This window comes from Acinetobacter sp. SM34 (assembly GCF_022012365.1).
GTDB lineage: Bacteria > Pseudomonadota > Gammaproteobacteria > Pseudomonadales > Moraxellaceae > Acinetobacter.
The window spans coordinates 45,318-70,343 of sequence record NZ_JAKLTP010000013.1; the positions used below are offsets into that span (position 1 = coordinate 45,318).

The 25,026-nt window shown below is 41.8% G+C and carries 20 protein-coding genes; 14 read left to right on the plus strand and 6 right to left on the minus strand.

Annotation, left to right across the window (positions count from 1 at the left end; genetic code table 11):
* Window positions 1-74: 74 nt before the first annotated feature.
* Window positions 75-935 (plus strand): class I SAM-dependent methyltransferase, encoded by an 861-nt coding sequence (locus LZZ98_RS11625; protein ID WP_237787985.1) that lies wholly within the window; start codon window positions 75-77, stop codon window positions 933-935.
* 27 nt (window positions 936-962) lie between these two features.
* Here LZZ98_RS11625 and LZZ98_RS11630 read toward each other — a convergent pair whose 3' ends face one another.
* Entirely contained in the window at window positions 963-2,294 is a 1,332-nt protein-coding gene (locus LZZ98_RS11630) for an alpha/beta fold hydrolase (protein ID WP_237787986.1), read from the minus strand.
* A gap of 304 nt (window positions 2,295-2,598) precedes the next feature.
* On the opposite strand from LZZ98_RS11630, the gene LZZ98_RS11635 reads away from it, so the two are divergent.
* The 6 genes from LZZ98_RS11635 to LZZ98_RS11660 all read left to right on the plus strand — a co-directional run bounded on the left by LZZ98_RS11635 (window position 2,599) and on the right by LZZ98_RS11660 (window position 8,761).
* Window positions 2,599-3,864 (plus strand): glutamate-5-semialdehyde dehydrogenase, encoded by a 1,266-nt coding sequence (locus LZZ98_RS11635; protein WP_237787987.1) that lies wholly within the window; start codon window positions 2,599-2,601, stop codon window positions 3,862-3,864.
* A 130-nt stretch (window positions 3,865-3,994) separates the two neighbouring features.
* Complete coding sequence (locus tag LZZ98_RS11640) at window positions 3,995-4,396, plus strand: hypothetical protein (protein ID WP_086175802.1); 402 nt, start codon at window positions 3,995-3,997, stop codon at window positions 4,394-4,396.
* 303 nt (window positions 4,397-4,699) lie between these two features.
* Window positions 4,700-5,923: an acetate/propionate family kinase gene (locus LZZ98_RS11645; protein WP_237787988.1), complete on the plus strand. Its 1,224-nt coding sequence runs from the start codon at window positions 4,700-4,702 to the stop codon at window positions 5,921-5,923.
* Window positions 5,924-5,978: 55 nt separating this feature from the next.
* The gene (gene pta, locus LZZ98_RS11650; RefSeq protein ID WP_237787989.1) at window positions 5,979-8,120 is read left to right on the plus strand and encodes a phosphate acetyltransferase; all 2,142 of its coding nucleotides are present in this window, start codon (window positions 5,979-5,981) and stop codon (window positions 8,118-8,120) included.
* Between the two features lie 95 nt (window positions 8,121-8,215).
* On the plus strand, window positions 8,216-8,509 hold the full coding sequence (locus tag LZZ98_RS11655) for a hypothetical protein (protein ID WP_237787990.1): 294 nt from the start codon (window positions 8,216-8,218) through the stop codon (window positions 8,507-8,509).
* Between the two features lie 111 nt (window positions 8,510-8,620).
* Complete coding sequence (locus LZZ98_RS11660) at window positions 8,621-8,761, plus strand: hypothetical protein (protein ID WP_237787991.1); 141 nt, start codon at window positions 8,621-8,623, stop codon at window positions 8,759-8,761.
* Between the two features lie 7 nt (window positions 8,762-8,768).
* Here LZZ98_RS11660 and LZZ98_RS11665 read toward each other — a convergent pair whose 3' ends face one another.
* Window positions 8,769-9,377: a class I SAM-dependent DNA methyltransferase gene (locus LZZ98_RS11665; protein ID WP_237787992.1), complete on the minus strand. Its 609-nt coding sequence runs from the start codon at window positions 9,375-9,377 to the stop codon at window positions 8,769-8,771.
* 429 nt (window positions 9,378-9,806) lie between these two features.
* Here LZZ98_RS11665 and LZZ98_RS11670 point away from each other — a divergent pair, with 429 nt between their 5' ends.
* Both LZZ98_RS11670 and LZZ98_RS11675 read left to right on the plus strand, forming a co-directional pair.
* Entirely contained in the window at window positions 9,807-11,333 is a 1,527-nt protein-coding gene (locus LZZ98_RS11670; protein ID WP_237787993.1) for a fumarate hydratase, read from the plus strand.
* Between the two features lie 101 nt (window positions 11,334-11,434).
* Complete coding sequence (locus LZZ98_RS11675) at window positions 11,435-11,971, plus strand: DUF2059 domain-containing protein (RefSeq protein WP_237787994.1); 537 nt, start codon at window positions 11,435-11,437, stop codon at window positions 11,969-11,971.
* A gap of 33 nt (window positions 11,972-12,004) precedes the next feature.
* Here the strand turns inward: LZZ98_RS11675 and LZZ98_RS11680 are convergent, their stop codons facing one another.
* From LZZ98_RS11680 to tig, 4 genes are all read right to left on the minus strand, one after another.
* The gene (locus LZZ98_RS11680) at window positions 12,005-12,718 is read right to left on the minus strand and encodes a DUF2846 domain-containing protein (protein WP_237787995.1); all 714 of its coding nucleotides are present in this window, start codon (window positions 12,716-12,718) and stop codon (window positions 12,005-12,007) included.
* Between the two features lie 202 nt (window positions 12,719-12,920).
* A complete protein-coding gene (gene clpX / locus LZZ98_RS11685) occupies window positions 12,921-14,231 on the minus strand; it encodes an ATP-dependent protease ATP-binding subunit ClpX (protein WP_237787996.1) in 1,311 nt (436 codons plus the stop codon).
* 27 nt (window positions 14,232-14,258) lie between these two features.
* A complete protein-coding gene (gene clpP / locus LZZ98_RS11690) occupies window positions 14,259-14,864 on the minus strand; it encodes an ATP-dependent Clp endopeptidase proteolytic subunit ClpP (protein WP_086198326.1) in 606 nt (201 codons plus the stop codon).
* A gap of 325 nt (window positions 14,865-15,189) precedes the next feature.
* A complete protein-coding gene (tig, locus tag LZZ98_RS11695) occupies window positions 15,190-16,521 on the minus strand; it encodes a trigger factor (RefSeq protein WP_237787997.1) in 1,332 nt (443 codons plus the stop codon).
* 621 nt (window positions 16,522-17,142) lie between these two features.
* Here tig and LZZ98_RS11700 point away from each other — a divergent pair.
* The 5 genes from LZZ98_RS11700 (at window position 17,143) to LZZ98_RS11720 (ending at window position 24,805) form a co-directional block, all read left to right on the plus strand.
* Window positions 17,143-19,458: a TonB-dependent receptor gene (locus LZZ98_RS11700; protein ID WP_237787998.1), complete on the plus strand. Its 2,316-nt coding sequence runs from the start codon at window positions 17,143-17,145 to the stop codon at window positions 19,456-19,458.
* 110 nt (window positions 19,459-19,568) lie between these two features.
* On the plus strand, window positions 19,569-20,252 hold the full coding sequence (locus LZZ98_RS11705; RefSeq protein WP_237787999.1) for a Fe2+-dependent dioxygenase: 684 nt from the start codon (window positions 19,569-19,571) through the stop codon (window positions 20,250-20,252).
* A 370-nt stretch (window positions 20,253-20,622) separates the two neighbouring features.
* Window positions 20,623-22,872, plus strand: coding sequence for a catecholate siderophore receptor Fiu (locus LZZ98_RS11710; protein WP_237788000.1), 2,250 nt, complete (start codon window positions 20,623-20,625; stop codon window positions 22,870-22,872).
* Between the two features lie 155 nt (window positions 22,873-23,027).
* On the plus strand, window positions 23,028-23,711 hold the full coding sequence (locus LZZ98_RS11715; RefSeq protein WP_237788001.1) for a Fe2+-dependent dioxygenase: 684 nt from the start codon (window positions 23,028-23,030) through the stop codon (window positions 23,709-23,711).
* The gene (locus LZZ98_RS11720; RefSeq protein ID WP_237788002.1) at window positions 23,708-24,805 is read left to right on the plus strand and encodes an alpha-hydroxy acid oxidase; all 1,098 of its coding nucleotides are present in this window, start codon (window positions 23,708-23,710) and stop codon (window positions 24,803-24,805) included. Before LZZ98_RS11715 ends, LZZ98_RS11720 begins: the two co-directional genes overlap by 4 nt.
* Window positions 24,806-25,026 lie beyond the last annotated feature (221 nt).

A 25,026-nucleotide genomic window follows, 5' to 3' on the forward strand; every position in this document is an offset into this window, starting at 1 on the left:
GCTGGCAATGTAAGAAACTCAACCCATAAACAACCAACGTTAAAAACTAAAAAAACAGATAAGGTCAGGATGACATGACACAACAGCTTTCAGAACATCGACATATTTCATTTACTGCCCATTACACCGGATACATCTGGTACACCATGGGAATTTCTCACCCCGTTTTTGCGACCTCTAAAGGGAAAATGTTAGCCAAACTGGTGCATCCCTTAGAAAGCTGGGCTGAAAAATTTGTCGGCGGCAGTATGCGTACGACCTTAAAACAACGCCACCGCATGATTGATCAGCATCTCACGCAACTGATTGAACAGCACCCGGATTTGCAGGTACTTGAAATTGCCAGCGGGCTTTCCCCACGCGGCTGGAATTTCCGGCAGAAGTTTCCCCATATTGATTATCGTGAACTTGATTTACCCGATATGGCGAAAGTAAAAACCAAAGCCCTGAAACAGATTGATGCCAATAGCCCGGAAGTTTTATCAGTCGATTTATTCACTGCTGATTTTGCACAGGCTTTTCAGGTCTTTGACCAGAATCGGCCCTTGGTAGTCATTAGCGAAGGCCTGATTAATTACTTTAACAAAGACATGTTATTGCAATTACTCAAAGCAATTCATCATTATGGGCAGAACTTTAAAGAACTGCATTACCTTACCGATATCTATCCAGAACCGGTGAAAAACAAACTGGCCAATTTTATTTGGGCATGCAGTAAATTATTGAAATGGATGTCTAAGAGCGCATTTAGTTTCCATTTTATTGATCCGCAGCAAGCACAGGAATTTTTCCAGCAAGCAGGTTTTGAACAGGTCAGTATTGTGCAACCGCAACAGTATTTTCAAAATCCAGCTGTACCTTTCACCTCGAACGAGGAACATCTGGGTGATCTGGTCTGGATGATTCATGCAAGCAAAAAAAACAGCGTTATATAACGCTGTTTTTTAGATCTGGCCCCCACATTAACTGACCGATTCCAATACTGTCATCACTTCTTTTTGTCGTTGTACATAACGCAATAAACGCTCTGCCACATCAAAACTGCCATGCTTGAATAAGGCACGAACTCGTGTTGAATTGACTTCAAAAATTAAGCATTCAATTTTAAATTGACCTTCTTCATCTTCCAGGTGTAGAGCCAAATCACGTGGATATTGTGCAGCTTTTTCTGTTAAGCCTTCGGCAAACTCAAGCAAAACGCCAAAGAAATTTAGATCCACTATATGAGTAGGCAGTTTTAACGGTGAATGACGATGAGTTAATACGGTCATCGGTTTTTGTACAGCAATACGTTCTTCGCCACGGCGCTCTAGAGTCAGTAACTGAGCACGTGTCATCGGGATAATCCCTTCTACATTTTGAATAGGCTGACCCTGCAAGAAGGTGGCAAACAGACTCATGGTTTCTTTACGACGCTGTAATTGCGGCACATGATCAGCATTGGCAATCATGGCGAATTCCATATCTGGACATTGCAAGGCAAAATTGGCATTTTCATGTGGCAAGGTAAAACTGTCATATTGCCCACATGCAACCAGTACTTTACATTGCGGAATAGGTACATCAGTTAAACGCAATAATCGGCTACAGTTGATTTCATAACGATCTTGCTCAGTTGCCGTAAATTCAGCCATCTGTCTGAAGAACAGACGCTTTGCAGTCGGTGACATGCGGGTTTGATCAATTTTGGCATGATTGACCAGATACAGAATCACCGCCTGACCAAACTCATCCATGCGCTGTTCATTCATTAAATGCAAAGATTCTTCCAGCAACATACGCCAGCTTTTACGCGTTTTTTGCATCACGCCCATCAAAATCATTCGGTCAATCAGTTCAGGGCGTTGATGTGCCAAACCTGAAGCCACCACCGAGCCTAGAGACATCCCCATGACCGAAACTTTGGGAAGTTTTTCTACATCCAGCCATTCACCGAGCATACGTGCCAAGTCCGGCAATTCTAGAGTTCCCGCAGAAACACCGCTATCACGATTGGCAATTTGCTGATTGGCCCCCATTGAAGGCAAATCAATCAAGATAATTGGACCTGCACTCAGCAGCTGTTCAACGCAATATTTATAAGAATTAAAATTTTGAAATGCCCCACCCACAATGACAACTGGCGTGTTGTGGATAGTTTCAGGTTGAGCAATTGCCATATACTCAATTTTCCAACCATTAATCCATGTCGTTCGTGCCGGTTCTTTAAAACTGTTCCTATGGTAAAGATTAAAAAAACCAAAATCTGCGTTTGATTCTTCTACTTCCGAGTCCATTTGGATCATGGAATTCATATCCCTTCCTCCATTCTTGCCTTATTGTTATTTTGCAAGAAAATAAATTTAGAATTTCTGCGCCACACTGCTTCCATTCTTCGCTGTAATTATCGGACGTCACTGTCCTTATATCCTTTCATAATATACAGAGGATGAATACTCAAGCAACTGATTCTATGACCACTTATCTAAATTTACCCAGAAAAGGATTTCAAAATATTAACAGCCTGAAAGTTTCAGGGACTTTTTTCAGGTCAGATGCTTCATTGTCGGGTTCCAGACTGTTACTATCAAAGTGTAATTTCTAAGTGATCAAACCGCTATGCAAGATTCAATTGAACAATATATGCAAACGGTAGGACAACAGGCACGCCAAGCTTCTCGCGTGTTGGCAAGCGCTTCTACCCAAACAAAAAACAATGCCTTATCTGCAATTTACACTGCATTACAAGACAGTGAAGCTGCGATTCTGGCTGCCAACCAAATAGATATGACCAAAGGTCGTAACAACAATTTGGACAGTGCATTGCTTGATCGTTTAGAACTTACCCCCAGCCGCTTTAAAGGCATGCTGAACGGCTTAAAAGATGTGATGAATCTGGTCGACCCGATTGGAGAAATTACCGACCTTGCTTACCGACCTTCAGGCATTCAGCTAGGGAAAATGCGGGTTCCTTTAGGTGTGGTCGGCATGATTTACGAATCACGTCCCAATGTCACACTGGAAGCGGCTTCTCTGGCACTCAAGTCTGGCAATGCCATTATTTTGCGTGGCGGTTCGGAAGCGTTGCAATCCAACAAAGCCATTGCCGAAGCGATTCAGCATGGTTTAAAGACTTCAGGTTTACCAGAAACTTCGGTGCAAGTGATTAACACGACAGACCGTGCCGCAGTCGGACACCTGATTACCATGTCTGAATATGTGGATGTGATTGTTCCACGTGGAGGCAAAGGCCTGATTGAACGTGTGAGCAACGAAGCCCGTATTCCGGTCATTAAGCATTTAGATGGTAATTGCCATGTATTTGTTGAGGCACAAGCCGACTTGCAAAAAGCCCTGCCAATTGCACTAAATGCCAAGACCCATCGTTATGGTGTGTGTAATGCCATGGAAACCTTGCTGGTAGATGAGAAAGTTGCTGAACAATTCTTGCCAAGCATTGCTGAACTGTATGCAGAAAAACAGGTAGAACTGCGCGGCTGCCGTGAAACACAGCGCATTCTAGGTTCAAACGTTAAACCGGCCAGTGAAGAAGACTGGTATACCGAATATCTAGGTCCAATTTTGGCGGTAAAAGTAGTCAGCGGGATTGATGAAGCCATTGAGCATATTAACAAATATGGCTCACACCATACCGATGCCATCATTACCGAAAACTTTAGCCTTGCGCGTCAGTTCTTGGCACGTGTAGATTCAAGTTCAGTGATGATCAATGCCTCTACCCGTTTTGCCGATGGCTTTGAGTATGGTCTGGGTGCAGAAATCGGCATTTCTACCGATAAAATTCATGCCCGTGGTCCGGTTGGACTGGAAGGTTTGACCTCACAAAAATGGGTCGTGTTTGGTGATGGTCAAATTCGCCAATAAATCAGCACTGCCCTGTAATTAAAAGCATGCGTTGTTCAGCTTCAAAATTGGGGCTGAACACAACAATCTCATCACCTCCCTGAGTGAAATGTCGTAACATCATCAAAACAACGATAAAAGGGAAAAGACTATGTTTTATTATTTAATCATTTGTACATTTATATTGGCATTACTGGTTTCTTTTACCGTAATGAAAATTTTTTCCAATTCCATTAATCAAATTCTTGCCCGAATTATTAATGATCCCATTCATAGTGCCTGGGCCAAATACACCAAGTTTGCCGGTATGGTGGTCGGAACATCTTCCGGTATCCGTATTTACGATATGGAAAAATACATTACTCCGCTGACCTATAGCGATAATGAAAAAAAAATTGTGATCGAATTAACTCAGGAACGCTGGGTGCTGGAAATTTACCGGACTATTATTGAAACCTTACAAGGACTTGCCTGGATGATGCTGGTTTTTTTTATGGTGGCATTACTGGCTTATGTGATTGTACGCTGGTCAGAAATAAAGTATCAAAAGTAAATATTAAAACAACGCTTATGCCCTGCTCAAAATTGATTTCTCATGCTAGGGTTAAAGGCGTACAGGAAGGAGCGTTTATGCTTGAGTACTATTTCATTAATAAATGAAAACCATCAACCAATAAATTCTATTTATTATTATTTCACTGGTCGATAGTGCTTAAGTCTAATCTCCTAAAGTCTATCTAGGACAGAAAATCAACACATGATACAACATGCAGACTGATCTGAATTGCATTGAAATGTACTGCATAAAGATCACTTTAGGGACGACTTATTTCAATTAAAATTCGGGTATTAAAACGTGTCTACATCAGTATTAGTTATTAACTGCGGCTCATCTTCTATTAAATATGCACTCGTTTCAGAACGTAGCGAAGATCGTATTTTTGGTTTAGCAGAAAATTTAGGTTCTGCTGAAGCACGCATTAAGGGTGTCACTGTTGGTGGCGCGCCACTCGAACTGTCTATTCCACATGCCGATCATGAAAAGGCTTTGGAAACCATTTTAGAACGTCTTTCTCATTATAATCCTCAAGCGATTGGGCACCGTGTCGTACATGGTGGCACATTGACCAAAGCTGAGTTATTAACACCAGAAATCATTGATCGTATTCGTGAAGCGACGCCACTTGCACCACTTCACAACCCTGCTCACCTTGTAGGAATTGACGCGACCATGCGTTTGTTCCCGGAACTTCCACAAGTGGCAGTATTCGATACAGCATTCCACCAAACCATGCCAGCACATGCTTACCGTTATGCCGTACCAAAATTCTTATATACCGAGCATAACGTGCGTCGTTATGGCTTCCACGGTACCAGCCATGCTTATGTGTCTGAACGCGGTTCAGAATTAGCAGGCAGCTTAAAACAAGGCGGCTGGTTAACTGCACATTTAGGTAATGGTAGCTCGACCTGTGCGATCTGGAATGGTCAAAGTGTAGATACTTCAATGGGCTTAACCCCGCTTGAAGGCATTGTTATGGGTACCCGTAGTGGTGATGTCGATCCAAGTTTGCATAGCTTCTTGGCTGCCAACTTGGGCTGGGATGTCTATAAAATTGACAAGATGCTGAACAAAGAAAGCGGCTTGCTCGGTTTATCAGACAATCTTTCAAACGACATGCGTACATTGATTGAAGCATCAGAACAAGGCAATGAAGATGCAACCCTGGCCATTGAAGTATTCTGCTACCGTTTAGCTAAATCTCTGGCTGCGTTAAGCTGTGGCTTGCCACGTCTGGATGGCCTGTTCTTTACCGGCGGTATTGGCGAAAACTCGGCTTATATCCGTGAAAAGACCATGGCTTACTTACCTCACTTCGGTTTCAACTTAAGCAAAGAACAAAACGATAATTTGAAACGCGGTACAGAAGGTCGTATTGATGCCGGCACAGGCCCTCAAATCTGGGTTATTCCAACCGATGAAGAAGGCCGTATCGCCAAAGAAACAGCACATGTTGTACAAGGCGAGGTGAATCAGTCAGCTGCAAAAAAGCCTGAATGTGAGTCTACGATTGCTTAAGCAATCGTAGTCTACGTATGCTTTCAATAAATCCCTTTATGATTTAGAAAAAATTATGAAAACAATACTTTTGGTTCCCACAGAAATTGGTGTTGGCTTAACGTCTGCATGTCTTGGTTTAATTTATGCACTGGAATGCCAAGGCGTAAAAGCAGGCTTTCTAAAGCCTTTCTCTCAAGAATTACAGCCTGAAGCAGACCGCACCACCGCACTGTATCGTCACCTGTTCAAGCATGAAACCGTTGAACCGATTTCCTATGCGGTGCTGACTGAACGTTTAAAAAATGATGAAAATGACGAGCTGCTTGAAGATGCAGTACGTTTACACCGTGAAATTTCCAAACATCATGATGTCATTATTGTAGAAGGCGTGCTACCAAACGGACGCGATCCTTTTGCGACAGAACTCAATGCCACTCTGGCAAAAGCGCTTGATGCCAAAGTGATTATTGTCAGCAATGCCGACATTAACAACGCAGCAAAAACCGCGGCAAAAGTTGATAACCAGTTACGTTTCTTTGGTGGTGCGACTTGCGAGCGTACTGCAGGCGTATTGTTCATGCGTACCAAAGGCTTGCCGGAAGATTCTGCACAAATTCCTGTTACGCTTGATCCAAACCTGCGTTTAATTAGCGATACCAACCGATTTGTGAGTGCGATTCAAACCACGCACCCAATGATTGGTAAAGACTGTATGCCAGTCATTGGCTTAGTTCCATTTAGCAACACTTTAAGTGTGCCACGCATGTCTGACTTGGCTGTGCATATTTCTGCAGAATGGATTAACCAAGGTGAAGCAGCTCAACGCCGTGTATTACACAGCAGCTTAATTGCATCGAATATTGAACACGAAATGCATAAATTCGTGGCAGGTGAACTCATCATCAGCGGTTCTGATCGTGTTGATGTTTTGCTTGCAAGTAGCTTGGCAAGCAGTAATGGCATTCCACTGGCAGGCTTGGTTTTAACTGAACATCAGGCACCAAGCACTCAAGCTTTAGAATTCTGTCAAACAGCAATCAAAAATGGCTTGCCAATTTTACACACCAAATTGAGCACTTTTGACACAGCACAACAATTGCTGAATTTAAGCAATGAAATTCCGGTAGATGATACCGAGCGTGCTGAGCAGGTGACCCGTTTCGTGGCCAGCCACATCAATGCAGACTGGTTAACGCAGTTAATCAGCGATACACATAAACCACGTTTGTCTCCTTCTGCATTCCGTCATGAACTGGTGCAAAAATCAATTGCAGCGAAAAAGCGCATTGTTCTTCCTGAAGGGGATGAACCACGCACCATTCAGGCCGCAGCAATCTGCCAATCTCGTGGAATTGCCCACTGTATTCTGCTGGCAAAACCTGAAGCTGTGGTTGAAGTAGCAAAAGCACGTGGAATTGAATTACCGCATGATTTAGAAATTCTTGACCCAGACCTGATTCGCGAAAATTATGTCGGAAAAATGGTCGATCTACGTAAAGGCAAACTCAACGAGTTACAAGCGCGTGAACAGCTACAAGACACGGTAGTCCTAGGTACCATGATGCTGGCTCTTGATCAGGTGGATGGCTTGGTGTCTGGCGCAGTACACACGACGGCCAACACGGTTCGTCCTGCATTCCAGTTAATCAAGACTGCACCGGATTACTCACTGGTATCTTCAGTATTCTTTATGCTGTTACCGGATGAAGTCTATGTCTATGGTGACTGTGCGATTAATCCAGATCCAGATGCAGAACAACTGGCTGAAATTGCCATTCAATCTGCAGACTCTGCTAAAGCGTTTGGTATTGACCCGCGCATCGCGATGATTTCTTATTCAACCGGTACTTCAGGTGCAGGGGCAGATGTAGAAAAAGTAGCCAAAGCGACTGAAATTGCCAAGCAACGCCGTCCAGACTTACTGATTGATGGTCCATTGCAATATGACGCAGCTTCGGTTGAAAGCGTAGGTCAGTCTAAAGCACCTGGTTCACCAGTTGCAGGTCGCGCGAATGTATTTATTTTCCCTGACCTCAACACAGGTAACACTACTTATAAAGCAGTACAACGTTCTGCCAATGTGGTGAGTGTTGGTCCAATGTTACAAGGCCTGAACAAACCTGTGAATGACTTGTCACGTGGTGCATTGGTCGATGACATCGTGTTCACGATTGCACTGACTGCCATTCAGTCAGAGCAACAAGCGGCTCAATAATTCGTAAATTAAAGTTTTCCAAACCATCTGATTGAAAAATTGGGTGGTTTTTTTAATTAAAATTATTTTAGATTATAAAAAATTAGAGGAACAGAATGGCTGAATTTTTCCATGTATCACGGACAGATATTTCATTTCTTGAAGAATTTAAATTATTTCCTCATGAAGGTGGTATAAATGCAACTTCCCTTCATATAGCAGAAGAGTTCAATAATCTCAAATCATATTTATATCCCAATGGGATTTCTAGCCATGGGCAAAATTATCTTCAACGCCCTTATCAATCATGTGGTCCAAATAATGCATTTTGTCCAAATAAATTAGTAATTGAAACAACATTTGAGCTCATCAGACAACTAAATTTCCCTCAAAAAAAATCTAGATTTTAATGTTTTTTTGGTTGCACAACTATTGATGATGCAATTCAAATTAAACAAACCACTTTTAATAATCAAGGGAAGATTTATAAAGTATCTTGTGAAAGCTATTCAATATATGACATGAATTTATTAAGACAAGCTGGCAGTGTTATTGGTCTCAAAGTAACTGCAAATAAGTATTGGGGTGGTCAATCTACTGAAAATCCTTTTTGGGAAGTCTTAATGGAATCACCAGTTAAAATTCTTGAAGCAGTGAACTAATAAGGCTTTAAAATTGCGCCAACCACACCGTATGTCCGGCACAGTCGGGATCTTCCGCGACCATCTTTATTACTTCAAAACCATGCTGTTTCAATAAAGCTCGATATTCTTCTTGCGACAAACTGGCATGATAAAGAGCATCGCCAAACAGATCCCCTATCACTTCGCCATGACTTGGCCCACTGGTAAACATCAAAGCCGTACCTGTTTCAGCCAACTTTGAAAACTGAGCAAACATCTTGCGCTGATCATCTTGAGTCAAATGAAAAAAACTGTCCCACGCTAAAATACCCTGAAACTTTTGTCCTAAATCCAGCTGGCGCATGTCTGCCTGAATCCAGTGCTGTTCAGGAAAGTTGTGTGCTGCCATTTCAATCATGACCTCAGAACTATCCACTCCTGCTACAGCATAGCCCTGTTCAATCAGATATGCCGCAACCGGTTTTCCCGAGCCACAACCTAAATCCAGTATTTGAGCATGTTCAGGAATCAGCGAAAGAAAATGATTGAGCCAGGTTTTTTCATACAGAAACTGACCGCGTAATTCCGTCCATGCACGTGCATGTTTTTTATAAATTTTAATAATATTTTTCGCAAACTCAGATTGATCTTTCATAAGCGGTTTTTTCTAAATGTGCCTTTCAATAGTATAGGCAGATTTAGATCGGGATTTGAAGATTTGAAGATTTGAAGATTTGAAGATTTGAAGATTTGAAGATTTGAAGATTTGAAGATTTGAAGATTTGAAGATTTGAAGATTTGAAGATTTGAAGATTTGAAGATTTGAAGATTTGAAGATTTAGAATGTTTTTATTTTGAGAAAATTTAAAGCAAATCAATTAATATTTTAAGTGTCATATTCATCTAAAATGATGATTGCCCTTTGTCATCTTTATGACAGAAATCACTCAAAAAACGACCATTCATTTGTGCTGAAATTTACCATTAAACTTTCGGCCAAAAAGCATTCAAAATACCCACAAAACCTGCTTTTTATCTTATAATTTAGCCCGCTAGCTAACAGCCCGCTCAAGAGATATTTGATATGACAACTATTATCAAGCAAGATGACTTGATCACATCGGTAAAAGATGCGCTTCAGTTCATTTCTTACTATCATCCACAAGACTTCATCCAAGCGATGAGCCGTGCCTATGATCGTGAAGAGAACAAAGCCGCAAAAGATGCTATTGCACAAATCTTAATTAACTCTCGTATGTGTGCAGAAGGTCACCGTCCTATCTGTCAAGATACCGGGATTGTGAACGTATTTCTTGAAGTGGGTTTAGACGTTAAATTTGATTTAACCATGAGCCTGGATGATGCAATCAATGAAGGTGTACGTCAAGGTTACCTGGAAAGCTCTAACGTACTTCGCGCATCAGTTTTAGCGGATCCTGCTTTTGGCCGTAAAAATACCAAAGACAACACGCCTGCGGTCATCCATTACAAACTCGTACCAGGCAACAAAGTCGACATTACTGTTGCTGCCAAGGGCGGTGGTTCAGAAAACAAATCTAAACTTGCCATGTTGAACCCATCTGATTCAATCGTGGACTGGGTACTGAAAACTGTTCCAACCATGGGTGCAGGCTGGTGTCCTCCAGGTATGCTCGGTATCGGTATTGGTGGTACTGCTGAAAAAGCCATGATGCTTGCCAAAGAAGCATTGATGGAAGAGATCAACATGGACGAATTGCTTCGTCGTGGTCCACAAAGCAAAATGGAAGAACTCCGTATCGAGATCTTCGAAAAAGTAAATGCCTTAGGTATTGGCGCTCAAGGTCTTGGCGGCTTAACCACTGTTCTTGATATTAAAATCAAAGATTACCCATGCCATGCTGCGGGTAAACCCGTTGGTATGATTCCGAACTGTGCTGCAACTCGTCACGCACACTTCCAGTTAGACGGTTCAGGTGTTGCGCATATTCAAGCACCTAAACTTGATGACTACCCTGCTGTAACTTGGGATTCTTCATCTTCTAAACGTGTTGACCTGGACAACATTACTCAAGAAGAAATGAACTCTTGGAAACCAGGTGATACTTTATTGCTTAACGGTACCATCTATACCGGTCGTGACGCTGCGCACAAACGTATGGTTGATATGTTGAATAACGGTGAAGAACTTCCTGTAGACCTTAAAGGCAAGTTCATTTACTACGTTGGCCCTGTAGATCCAGTGGGCGACGAAGTGGTTGGCCCTGCTGGTCCGACGACTGCAACACGTATGGACAAATTTACTCGTCAAGTGCTTGAAGCAACTGGCCTGTATGGCATGATTGGTAAAGCTGATCGTGGTCCTGCTGCGGTTGAAGCAATCAAAGACAACAAAGCAACTTACCTGATGGCTGTGGGTGGTGCTGCTTACCTAGTATCTAAAGCAGTACGTGAAGCTGAAGTTGTCGCTTTTGCTGACTTGGGTATGGAAGCAATCTACAAATTCAAAGTTGAAGATATGCCTGTATCTGTAGCGGTTGATGTCAATGGTACATCTATTCACGCGACTGCACCAAAAATCTGGCAAGCAAAAATTGGGAAAATTCCAGTGGTTGATGCTGCTGCGAACTAATTAAATTTTGCTGTAAAAATAGCCGAATCCTTGTATTCGGCTATTTTTTCTCAGATAATCGATAAAATTAAAACTATAAATTTCAAAAACTGGCATTCACTATGTTTATTTATACAAAAAAAATTATCCTAACATTCTGTTTAACAATTACCTTACAGCAAGCTTCTGCGTCACCAGCAAAAATTGAGTCTGTAAAAAAATTATTAACATTAGTAAATATACAAAATGTATTACAAAATGAACTCAATGAAATACAGCCTGTCTTGGATCAGCAAGCTGAAAATATACTCAAACATGAACTCAATAAACCCAAATTAACAACAACAGATGAAGTATTGGCCGTTTTAGAAATCAGCCAAATTCTAAAAACAATCCATAGCCAAGCATTTAAAACACCCGCGATGTTAAATGGAATCGAACAAATTTATGCTCAGACATTTACAGAAGAAGAAATCCAAACTTATATACGCTTTTTAACAACCAATGAGGGGCGTTCTATTCAACAAAAACATGCAAAACTTCAGGTACGTTTGATTCAGAATTCTCGAGAATCCATTCAAGATTTTTTAACCCCTCAAGAAGACAAAAAGTTGAAGGAACAAGTTAATCAAGTAATTCAAGCTCTGCTCAAAAAATAAGAAAGAGCATAGCTCCTTCTTACTCTCCTCCAATTACCAGGTTAAAGGATTCCAAATCTTAAACGGCTGGGTCAGTTGCACATCTTCTGCAGGATCATATTTTGCAGGTTTCAGTTTTTGCGCTTTCTTGCGCTGCTTCCCGGTATTTTGATCTAGAGCAACAAAGTTATAACTTTCGGACTTCAGTTGAGTATAAGCAATTTCATTTAAGCCAGATTTTTCGGGTACCAAGATTAAAGGTCCAGAAACTTCACGACGAGTACTTAAGTTTTCTTCATCATACTTAATGAAATAAGACTGTCCTGCTTGCACAGTAAAATCCAGATATTTTGGCTTTTGGAAATGCTGCACACCCAAAGGCCGACTGGTAGATATGCGATAGGTCCCGACAGGTAGTTCAACCCAATAATAGTGATTATTTAATAAGCTTGGGATACGTTCACTATTAATAAATAAACTGGATGCCACAATTTCCTGACGGTTCCATTTACTGTCAGGACGATATAGATACACTATAGCTGCCTGATCATTTTGCGCCTGTACCGGCTGAAAGCGCTGTCCTAATTTTTGATTGACCCAAGCACCAATGGTAAACATACCAAAACGATATTGCTCCAGCATACCCGGCTCATGTTCGGTATCTACAGGTTTTAAGGTTGATGTAGCTTGAGTATGCTCCATAGCAGATTTGCCATGACATCCCAATAAAATAAAGCTTGCACAGACTGCAATACAGACTCCACGCATGATTTTCCCTCACTGCGTATTTTTTATTTTTGTACTCAATTGAAAATTCATTCTTCGCTTATTGATCGCGACATTGATCTGAGTTAGTTGATCTTATTTAGGCGTCCACGCCTAATCATTGAGATTAACATTGCGTTTTATTTTTGGAAATAAAAAACGTGCGAAAACACCAGTTTTCCGCACGTTTCTGACGAATAGCGAGTTAAGCAGATTTAGAATTTACCACTTTTAAATCTACTTTAGAGGCATTTTCAGTCTCTGATTTGGGCTGACGCTCTGCTTTTAATACCGGTTTGGCTTCACCAGAAATCACTGCATCACTCACAATTACCGTCCCGATATCGCTACGGCTTGGTAAATCATACATGGTTTCAAGTAACGAGTTTTCCAGAATTGAACGCAGGCCACGCGCACCCGTATTACGCTCCAATGCTTTTTTGGCAACGGCACGCAGTGCTGAATCTTCAAATACCAGATCAACATTTTCCATATCAAATAAATATTGATATTGACGGGTTAAGGCATTTTTAGGTTCAGTCAGAATCTGCATCAAGGCTTCTTCATCCAGTTCATCCAAAGTTGCAATGACCGGTAAACGACCAATAAATTCTGGAATCAAACCAAATTTCACCAGGTCGGTCGCCTCAACTTGACGGAACAAATCAGATAATTTTTGAGTATCATCTTTGTTCTTCACTTCTGCCGTGAAACCAATACCGCCTTTTTCCTGACGCTGTTGCACGATCTTCTCTAGACCTGAGAAAGCACCGCCACAGATAAACAGGATATTTGAGGTATCAATTTGAATGAACTCTTGTTGCGGGTGCTTACGACCACCTTGAGGTGGAATTGAAGCAACCGTACCTTCAATCATTTTCAGTAAAGCTTGCTGAACACCCTCACCCGATACATCCCGGGTAATCGACGGGTTTTCAGACTTGCGGGTAATCTTGTCGATCTCGTCGATATAGATAATACCCTTTTGCGCTTTCTCTACATCATAGTCGGCTTTTTGCAAAAGCTTCTGTACGATGTTTTCAACATCTTCCCCTACATAACCGGCTTCGGTCAGTGTAGTGGCGTCTGCCATGGCAAATGGAACATCCAACAAACGCGCTAAAGTTTGTGCCAGTAAAGTTTTACCTGAACCTGTTGGCCCGACCAAAAGAATATTACTTTTTGCGAGTTCAACAGCATCTTCAGGCTTATGGCCTGAATGAGTGACTTTTAGGCGTTTGTAATGGTTATATACTGCAACTGAAAGCGTTTTCTTAGCCACATCCTGACCAATCACATATTGATCAAGTGCAGCACGAATTTCGTGTGGCTTTGGCAAAGGCTTACTTGCCCAATCACCAGATTCAACTTGCTGACTGGTTTGGACTAAATCTAAGCATACGTCCACACACTCATTACAGATGTAAGCGTCCTCACCTGCAATCAGTTTCCCGACTTCAGACTGCGTTTTACCGCAAAATGAACAATGCTTTTGTCCTTGAGGATGGTCGGACATATTCACTCCAATATAAAAATCTGAAAATTATGGACGTTTACTTAACACTTCATCCACGAGACCGTACTCTTTAGCAGCCTGTGCTGTCATAAAGTTGTCACGGTCAGTATCTCTGGCAACAGTTTCATAGTCTTGACCACTATGCTCTGCCATTAAACGGTTTAAACGTTCTTTAATGAATAGAATTTCACGTGCGTGAATTTCAATATCTGATGCTTGACCACGGAAACCACCAAGCGGCTGGTGAATCATCACACGTGCATTTTCCAAGCAATAACGTTTACCCTTAGCACCTGCATTCAGCAGGAATGCACCCATCGATGCTGCCTGCCCCATACAATAAGTCACCACATCAGGTTTAATAAACTGCATGGTGTCATAAATGGCCATACCCGCAGTCACTGAACCACCTGGTGAATTAATATAGAGATGTATATCTTTATCTGGGTTCTCTGCTTCTAAAAACAACATTTGCGCAACAATTAAATTTGCCATGTTGTCTTCAACTTCACCGGTCAAAAAGATAACGCGTTCACGCAAAAGACGTGAAAAAATATCGAAAGAACGCTCACCACGAGAAGACTGTTCTACCACCACTGGTACTAAAGCGTTATCAATTGTTGGAACATACATACGTTATTTATTCCTAAATTCTTGTTACTCAACTCATAGTCACAATATGAGGGATAATTGCCGAAAATGCAAAATATTCCCAATTAAATAACAGATATTTTTTATATAAGCATTGTGAATTTAGTAGAGGTTCAACAGGGTTTGTTGACAATTCGTCTATGTTTGCGACTACGAGTATTTTTTAGGCAATACAAGGCGTGAAATACGAAATTTAGTCATTCTAAACGAGTAGTTCACAACGCAAACCATTTATGAAATGTCAACAGACCCTATAAGTCTGTAAATAAAAAAGGCGCATGATGCGCCTTTTTTTAATCAGCTAAACTTAGCCTTGTTGACGAGCTTGTTGCTCTTTCAATAAGTCTTCGTAGCTTACTTTAGTGTCAGTCACTTTAGCAGATGCCAAGATGTGATCAACAACTTGATCTTCTAGAACAACAGCTTCTATTTGAGCACGTTGCTGTTTGTCATTTTTGAAGTATTCAATCACTTCAGTTGGATCTTCATAAGAAGAAGCCATGTCTTCGATGTAAGCCTCAACGCGAGCTGCATCTACTTCGATTTTAGATTCAGCCAATACTTTGCTTACAAGCACGCCTAATTTAACTGCTTTTTCAGCTTGTTCTTTGAACAATTCATCTGGAAGCATGCTTGAATCAAATGCTTTAGCGCCTTGAGCACCAAACTGTTGAGTGAACTGTTGGATCATTTGTTGACGTTGGCGGTCAATTTCTTGAGACAACATAGCTTCAGGAATTTGAACTTCGTTTGCAGCTACAAGCGCATCAAAAGTTGCACCTTTTACCTGGTTACGAAGACCATTTTTCACTTCACGTTCCATGTTTTTACGAACGTCAGCTTTTAATTTTTCAACGCCTTCTTCTTCAGTTAGACCGAAAATTTTAAGGAATTCAGCATCAATTTCTGGAAGTTTTTGTTTTTCAACTAATTTCACAGTGATTTTGAATTGAGCAGCTTTACCCGCTAAGTTTTCAGCTTGGTAGTCAGCAGGGAAAGTAACATCAATTACTTTCTCTTCGCCTTTCTTCATACCAACAATGCCGTCTTCGAAGCCAGGGATCATACGACCTGAACCTAAAACAAGCTTGAAGTCTTCAGCAGCGCCGCCTTCAAATTTCTCGCCGTCCACAGTACCTTCGAAATCGAAAGTCACTTGCATGTCTTTTTTAGCCATGCCTTTAGTTTCAGTCCAAGAAGCACGTTGCTTTTGAAGGTTTTCGATCATTTGATCAACGTCTTTGTCGTTCACTTCAGTTGCTTTACGCTCAACTGCCAGACCGTCAAATTTAACTTCAACTTCTGGATAAACTTCTACAGTTGCTTCATAAACAAGAGCGTCTTCTTTGTTTTCAACTTTTTCAATGTTTGGCATGCCAACAGCATTGATTTTCTCTTGTTGAATTGCTTCAAATACTGTGTCACGAATTACATCGTTCACAACTTCTTGATAAATGCTTGCGCCATATTCACGACGTACCACATTTAAAGGCACCTTACCTGGACGGAAGCCGTTGATCTTCACAGTTTTAGCAGTGCGTTTTAAACGAGCTTCAAATTGCTCGTTCACACGGCTCGTCGGTACAGATACATTTAAACGACGGGCAACGCCCGAAACCGCTTCAGAAGTTACTTGCATGGCTTCCTCGATATAGAAATAGTAATTGCAATTTTGAAAGTGCCACATTATATGACAACATTGAAAGATATACAAAACAGGATGGCTTAACCATGTAATTTTACGCTTTTTAGATAAAATTCTGGCTTTATTGTTCTTTCATCCCATCTTTTTAAAGATAACACCTTGCCGAATTTGTTCGTATTGCATTTGTGTGGTCTATTCTTCTCATTATTTTACCCGCTTCTCTTTTGGATGCTTATTCATAAATAGGGTTTTGTCCCCTATTTCTGCAACATCTCTCTATAAATACGACATCAGCTTAAATTATTTATCATGTTTTAAAAAATACGCTTTTCACGAGATGAAATATGCGTGGGTAAAATGCAAGAATTTGTTCTATCTCTGCGCTGAAAATGTTAAAAATTGATATCAATATTCACAATTAATAATACTTTCTTGATCGTTTTATTAATTAATAATAATTATCAATAACTTAATTAAATATTAATACATCATACCATCCATATAAACACTTAATTATTTACTTTTAATCGTCAATTCCAATTCAACTTAATAGTGATGTAAAATAAGAATCATTATTATTCTCATACATTTTCACAATACCATATTGAGTTAAAAATGGCCTTCATTAAAACACGCAAAAAAATCGTATCTTCTGCGATTGTGTCATCACTTTCAATGATGGCAGCTAATGCAATTGCACAAGATCAGGTTGCTCAGCTTGACACTATTCATGCTCAAGCGGAAGCAGAAACAACTCAAGGTTTAAAAGTAGATAAATCTGCAAACTCCAAGTTCGTTGCTCCTTTGCTTGATACGCCTAAATCAGTTTCTGTTATTTCTAAACAGCTGATTGCAGATACTCAAGTGACAACTTTAAGCGATGCTTTGCGTACAGTACCGGGGATTACTCTAGGTGCTGGTGAAGGTGGTAACCCGAATGGTGACCGTCCATTTATTCGTGGTTATAACTCTGAAAGCTCGATGTATATAGACGGTGTACGCAATGCGACATCGCAAAACCGTGAAATGTTTGCAGTAGAACAGGTTGAAGTGACCAAAGGTTCTGCATCTGCAATGGGTGGTGCAGGTACTACTGGCGGTAGCATCAACATGATTTCTAAAGTTGCTAAAAAAGGTGACTCATTAGAAGGTTCTATTGGTGCAGGTACCGATAATTACCAACGTATTACCCTAGATGGCAACAAAGATTTTGGTAACGGTATTGCTGCTCGTGTTGCAGTGATGGGCCATCACAATGAAAAAGCCGGTCAGGCAGATGGTACTGAATACAAACGTGCCGGGATTGCACCAAGCATTAGCTTTGGTTTAGACACCCCTACCCGTGCAACTTTAAGCTATTACTACTTAAAGACAGATGATATTCCGGATTCTGGTATTCCTTATAACAACCCTTTCGGTGCGCCAAGTGCCGGGGCGACTGATTACCGACCATTAAATGGAAATGGTAAGCCTATCGATGTGAAACAGGGTAAATATTACGGCTGGAAAGACCGTGATTTCCAGAAACAGGAAAACCAGTCTGCTACGATTAAACTTGAACATGACCTGACTGACAATCTAACCATTTCAAATACCGCTGTTTATAGCAATTCTAAAAATGATTATCTATGGACTAATCCGGATGATTCTCAGGGTAATTTCTATAACAAAGCTGGTTTTACAAATGAATTAATAGGTAACGTTTGGGCACGTACCAACTCACGTGTAGCTGATACCGATACCTTTACTGACCAGCTGGCTTTAACCGGCAAGTTTAATACGGGTGCCTTACAGCATAGCTTTAACCTGGGTGCAGAGTACTCAGATCAGGAAACTGACCGTACCCAATACATTATTGATGGTCTAAACGCGACAGGTAATGCACATAATGCCTGTAATGCTACTGATATTGCTTCGGGCTGGTGTACTTCAGTACAAAACCCAAACCGAGGCCCATGGAACGGCTCTATTAGCACAGAGGGGGCTGATCAGTACAATATTCAAAGTAAATCAACATCGGTTTATTTCTTGGATAATATTGAATTCAATCCACAATGGATTTTAGATTTGGGTGTACGTTGGGACAAATTTGATACCCAGCAAACCATGATTGCAGGTAGTAAAAATACTGTTGTTCCCCCAGGCACTGTACGCAAAGCAGAAAATGACAATAATTTCTTCAACTATCAAGCCGGCATTACTTACAAACCTGTAGAAAATGGCTCTATTTATGCAAGCTATGCGACTTCAGCGAATCCGGTCGGTGTTGATGGAGGTGATGGTTCTGAATCATTCAGCAATCAAAGCGGCTCTACTAGCCTAGAACAGGCAAATTACCTCAACAATCTAAAACCTGAAGAAGTCCGCACTATGGAGTTAGGCACCAAGTGGGATATTCTGAATGACAAGCTGAACTTAACTGCCGCGATTTTCCGTACCGAAAAAACCAATACCCGTGCAGTAGATTCTGATGGCTTCACGCGTAATATTGGTGAAACTCGTGTCGATGGTCTTGAGCTTGGTGCAAACGGTAACATCACGGATAAATGGGCAGTTTCTGCGGGTTATACTTATTTAGATAGTGAATTGGTTGATGATGGTGCTGGTACAAATGATGGCAAACAAGTTCAAAACGTTGCGAAAAACAGCGCAACCCTTTGGACAACTTATCAAGTATTACCACAGTTAACACTGGGTGGTGGTGCAACTGCAATGGATAAAGTCTACGGTAATGCTGCTAATACCAAGTTTGTTCCAGGTTATGTACGTTACGATGCTATGGCACGTTATAACGTCAACAAAAACGTTGATTTACAACTTAACCTAAACAACTTGTCTGACGAACGCTATTTCACTAAAGCTTATGCATCTCACTATGCCACTGAAGCGGAAGGCCGTAGCGCAGTATTGTCTCTAAACTTCAAATACTAAAATCGACTTTAAAAATCCCATAATTTATTTATGGGGTTTGATTTAAAATAGCCTCATAATGAGGCTATTTTTATAGCTAAAAGAATTCATCCTTCCAAAGGTATATTGCCGTGATCCATCATATTCCTAACGTCCTGAGCAAAGAACAAGTCCAATATTTCCGTGAAGAAATGAATAAAATTGAATGGGTCAATGGTAAGGTCACAGCCGGCACGTTTTCGGCAACTGTTAAACAAAACCAGCAACTGCCTGAAGATCATCCCCTCACTCACCATTTAAGTACCATTATTCTAGAGTCATTGGGGCAACATCCGCTATTTTTATCTGCGGCCATTCCGCTCGATATTATTCCACCGCTGTTTAACCGTTATGAAAACAATGAAGCTTTTGGTTTTCATGTCGATAATTCAATTCGCCGGATCCGTGGCAGTAATGAGCGCCTGCGTACAGACTTGTCCTGCACAGTTTTTTTGAGTGAACCAGAGGAATATGAAGGCGGTGACTTGGTGGTAGAAGATACCTATGGTTACCATGAGGTTAAACTGCCTGCAGGCGATATGATTCTCTACCCTTCCACCAGTGTGCATGAAGTCACGCCAGTGACCTCCGGCTGCCGTCTCGCTTCATTCTTTTGGGTACAAAGCATGATTCGTGATGATGCAGAACGCCACATGCTGTTTAACCTAGACCAGTCCATTCAGAACTTGCGTATGCAATTAGGCGATCAGCATCAAGAAGTCATCAAGCTGACCAATCTTTATCATAATTTAATGCGCAAATGGGCTGAACTCTGATTTTTTAAAGCCATAAAAAATGAATAGCTTAAATGCAGAATTGCGGCTGATATGGGTTTAATTTCGTAAAAAACCCAGCAGTAGAGTTAAGCATTTCATTGTGAGCCAGTAAAAAATCACAGCATAATCATCATTCTTGTTCATTAGCGCACTGGATTAAGCACATCCATTGCGCTTTTTTAAGCAACATTTCAAATAAAGCCTGACAATCTCATACAAACTTATTGCAAATAATAATAATTATCATTAATATTTACACCATTGTTACAACCCATAACAATATGTTCACTTTTAGTTCCAGATTACTGACCTCAAAAGTTGCAAAACAGTATTGGAATTCTGTCATATACGAAACCAGAGATTACCGACCATGGCACAAATCAAAAGCCGTAAACACCACAGAAACGCTCAACTGGTTGCATTAGCGGCATCGTTCCCGCTTATGACTCATGCAGCAACCAGCAATGGTGTAACCCAGCTGCCAACCATTACCGTGGAATCTAAAGCGGAAAATAAATATAAAGCCGATAGCCTCAGTTCCCAAAAATATACTCAGCCGCTGGTCGATACCCCGCAAACCATTTCAGTGATTAAAAAAGAATTATTAAAAGAACAAGGTGCAACGTCTTTGGTTGAAGCCTTAAGAAACACACCGGGAATTACCCTGCAACTGGGTGAAAATGGTAATACCAGTGCCGGCGATGCCTTTCAAATGCGCGGTTTTTCTACGCAAACCTCGACCTATGTCGATGGTATCCGTGATTTAGGTGCAGTCACCCGTGATGTCTTTAACGTGGAACAGATTGAAGTGGTCAAAGGCCCTTCTGGTGCGGAAGCCGGTCGTGGTGCAGCATCAGGGTATATCAACCTGGCCAGCAAACTGCCACAGACTGAAAATAGCCGTGAAGTTTCTGCCACTTACAATACTGCAGAACATGCCCGCCTGACTACTGATATCAATCAGGTGATTAATGATGGCATTGCAATTCGCTTAAATGCCATGGGACAGGACGGCGGCGTTGAAGGCCGCGATTATATTGAAAATAACAGCTGGGCGATTGCACCCTCGATTGCCTTTGGCCTAGATAGCGATACCCGCCTGTATCTATATTCACAGCATATTCGTCAACGCAATATTCCGGATGGCGGTATTCCGACCATTGGCATGACAGGTTTCTACAATGCCGATTCAGCTTTAGCCATAGCACCTAAAGTCAACCGTGAGAATTATTATGGCCACGTCGATGACCATGAAGATGTCGATGCAGACATGTACACGGCAAAAATTGAAAGTGATCTGGCTGAAAACGTCAAACTGACCAACATCACCCGTTTGGGTAAAACCAGTATGAACCGTGTTTTAACCGGGATCAATACCGGTTCAGCAGGTTTAAGAACCAATGGTTCAACTGATCCAAAAGACTGGGAAGTTAACCGTTCACGTCAGGGTGTCGATCAGGAAAATAAGATTCTGGCTAACCAAACGACTTTGAACCTGAATTTAACAACCGGTGCGATTGAGCATGATGTGGTTGCCGGTCTGGAATTCTTAAAAGAACAGCAACATACAAAAACTATGGCTACGCAAATGCCGGGTCAAGCGACGGTCGCAACCTCTTGGGCAAATCTTTATGATCCAGATCGCAATGAAGCAATGCCCGGCCTGATGTATAACGGGGGCTATACCCATGGTGAAACCGATACAGCTGCCGCCTATTTATTCGATACGCTTAAATTTGGCGAACGCTTCCAGCTGAATGGCGGGGTGCGGGTCGATTATTACGACACTGAATATGATGCTTTGACCTTGCCATCGGGTAGCAGCAGCTTGGTTCCATCCAGTTTTGGTGCCCATGACACCTTGGTCAGCTGGAAACTGGGAGGCTTATTTAAACCTACAGTTAAAAGTGGCGTATATGCTTCTTATGCCAAATCCCTGACCCCTCCGGGAAGTGCCAACTTTAGCCTTTCAGCAGATGGAATTAATAGTGCTGCTGCAAAACCGCAAGAAACCCATCACTATGAAATTGGCACCAAGTGGGATGTGTTGAATGATCAACTGGCACTCAATGCTGCTGCTTATTACACTGAAAATGAAAACCAGTTTACTCAGGATGCGATTACCCAAGAATCCATTCAACAAGGTAAAACGACCGTAAAAGGGGTTGAACTGAGTGCTGTGGGTAAAATCACGGATGCATGGAATGTATCTGCCGGGGTTGCGCACATGAAAACTGAACAAGAAGACCAGCTCAGCGTGAATGCAACCACAGGCGCAATTACCCGAACCAACAATGTGCGCTGGTCACCGGAATGGACAGCAAGCTTATGGTCGACCTATGATGTTGCCGGCTTTAAACTGGGTCTAGGCGCACGTTATGTTGATGAGCAAAAACGTGTGATTACCGACAGCACGGCAGCGGCGAATATGCCTAACATTCCAGGCTATGTGGTATTTGATGCTATGGCGGGTTATAACCTGAATAAAAATGCCTCGGTCAACTTGAATGTCTATAACCTGGCAGATAAGGAATACATCAGTACCTTGAACAATGGTGGTGGCCGTGTGATTTTAGGACAACCGCGTTCAGCAGCTTTAACCTTTAACTATAAGTTTTAAGCCATTCGCTAAGTCTTAGCAGATTGAGTATAAATGTGTAGTGCGTTAGATTTATAGTGACTGTTGACGCCTCGTGTATGAAATAGCAACTGTACCTAATGCACTACATGATTTATTTTTGAGTCCAATTAACTTTAGGGATGCAGATCAAGCTGATGATGTTACATATTCCTGAAATTCTGAGCAAACAGCAGGTTGCCGAGCTACGACAACAATTAGATAACAGTCAGGCCTGGATTCAGGGTCAGCACAGCGCCGGCTTTCAGGCTCAAAAAATTAAAAATAATCTACAGATTGATCCCAACAGCATTGCTTACCAATCCTTTGCGGCCAAAATTCTTCAGGCCTTACAACACAACATCCTGCTCAAATCTGCGGCATTGCCCAAGCATATTCTTCCGCCGTTATTTAACTGCTATCAGGATCAGGGGCATTATGGCAATCATGTCGATAATGCCGTGCAATATTCCGGCAGCATCGGACATGCCATTCGGACTGACGTTTCCATCACCGTGTTTTTATCTGAACCTGATGAATATGCAGGCGGTGAACTGATTGTAGAAGACAATTATGGCAGCCATGAAGTCAAGCTCGATGCGGGAGATGCCATACTCTACCCGGCGACCAGCTTACATCGGGTGGAACCGGTGACCCAAGGCAAGCGGATTGCGGCATGCACCTGGATACAGAGCATGGTCAAAGATGACTGGCAGCGCAGTATGCTGTTTAACCTGGATATGAACATTATTAAATTACGCCAGCAGATTGGCGATAACGAAGAAATTCTGGGTTTGACCAGTCACTATCATAATTTATTACGCCAATGGGGAGACCTATGAAAACCGTTGCTCCCCTCTCGCAGATTCCGCCCTATTTACAAACTATTGCCGATTATGAAATTGAAGCACAAAAGCATCTTTCCGACATGGTGTGGCAGTACTTGCAAGGCGGCTCTATGGATGAGGTCAGTGTTCGCGACAATCTGGATCAGTTTCAACAGATTCACTTATTGCCCCGAATGCTCAAAAACCTGACTCAAGGTCATACCCACTGTAAAATTTTAGGGCAGGAATATCCGCACCCGATTTTTCTGGCCCCGATTGGACACCAGCAACAGTTCCATCCTGAAGCTGAAGCAGCAACCGCACTGGCAGCAGAAGTGCTGGGTAGTAATATGGTACTCAGTACCTTTAGCAATACCGACATGCGCCAGCTAAAACAGGACAATCCATACAAATGGTTTCAGCTGTACTGGCAAGGTGACCGGGAAAAATCGCTGGCGCTGGTGAAACTGGCCGAACAGCACAATTTTAAAGCCCTGGTGATTACCGTGGATTCACCGCATACCGGCATCCGTGACCGTGAACGTCGGGTATTCTTTCATTTACCTGAAGGCATGCAGCATCCGCATACACCGGCGCATATTCCCTTGCCTGAATTGCAGGAAGGAGATCACCCCGTATTTAATGGCTTGATGAAAATTGCGCCTACCTGGGAAGATATTGCCTGGCTGGTTCAGCACACCTCACTACCGGTCATTTTAAAAGGGATCGTCAATCCGCAGGATGCTTTGCTGGCCATACAGCACGGCGTACAAGGCCTGATTGTATCCAATCATGGTGGTCGTGTGTTAGATACTTGCATTCCTCCACTCACCGTATTGCAGCTGATTAAAAAAGTAGTGCCGGCCGATTTTCCGCTGTTATACGATGGCGGGATTCGCCGTGGTTCAGATGTATTTAAAGCTATTGCGCTAGGCGCTTCCGCGGTTTTCATCGGTCGTCCTTATATTTATGGGCTGGCAACTGCGGGGGCATTAGGTGTGGCGCATGTGATTAAAATATTGAAGGAAGAATTTGAAATTACCATGGCATTAATGGGAACAGCCACGCTAAAAGACATCAACAATGATTATATTTTCCACAATAAATAAGATTGGTGAAAAATATTTTCTTAAGTTAGCCCCTAAATGCAAAAATAGAAAAATATTTTCGGAATAAATGAATTAATATTAAGTTATAGATTTACAAGTGCTACGGTAAAACTAAATCATAATAATGCATTGGTTTTATTACAACTTTCGACTAATGTCTTCCAGTGTCAGACTTGTAAATTGCTAGAATAGACACAATCTATATAAGTAACAGGTTGCCG